Genomic DNA, 363 nt, shown 5'->3' on the forward strand with positions numbered 1-363 from the left:
TTCGTGATTTTGCTACGCAATACATAATGGATTATTGGTTTTTTGGTAATGTTCATCTTCTGCTTTGGTATATTCCAAGGCATAAGTTGCAAACATTTATTGTAAGCCCGCAAAGGCATTAAAGCTAAATAAGGTTTCGGCGGCATATAATACTCCGTAGTTATACTTCAATAAAAGATGCGTTATTGATTATATAAAGTGGGATAAAGAAACGGCGCCATGTCGAGAGTCAGCGCTTGAGTATAGGTACTTTCTCTTGTCGCATGATGATCAGTTAATAAACCAATAGCACACCCTTGTTCCAGAAAATAGGTGGTAGTAAAAGCCTTATCCATGAAATATCCGCGCTCGTCAGCTGGCATC

At 38.6% G+C, this 363-nt stretch carries 1 protein-coding gene; it reads right to left on the reverse strand.

The features are described from left to right. Positions 1 to 182: 182 nt before the first annotated feature. On the reverse strand, positions 183 to 363 hold a 181-nt coding region (locus CWB75_RS18860; protein ID WP_138571432.1), incomplete at its 5' end, for a DUF84 family protein.

This window comes from Pseudoalteromonas sp. S1608 (genome assembly GCF_005887265.1).
GTDB classification, from domain to species: Bacteria; Pseudomonadota; Gammaproteobacteria; order Enterobacterales; family Alteromonadaceae; genus Pseudoalteromonas; species Pseudoalteromonas undina.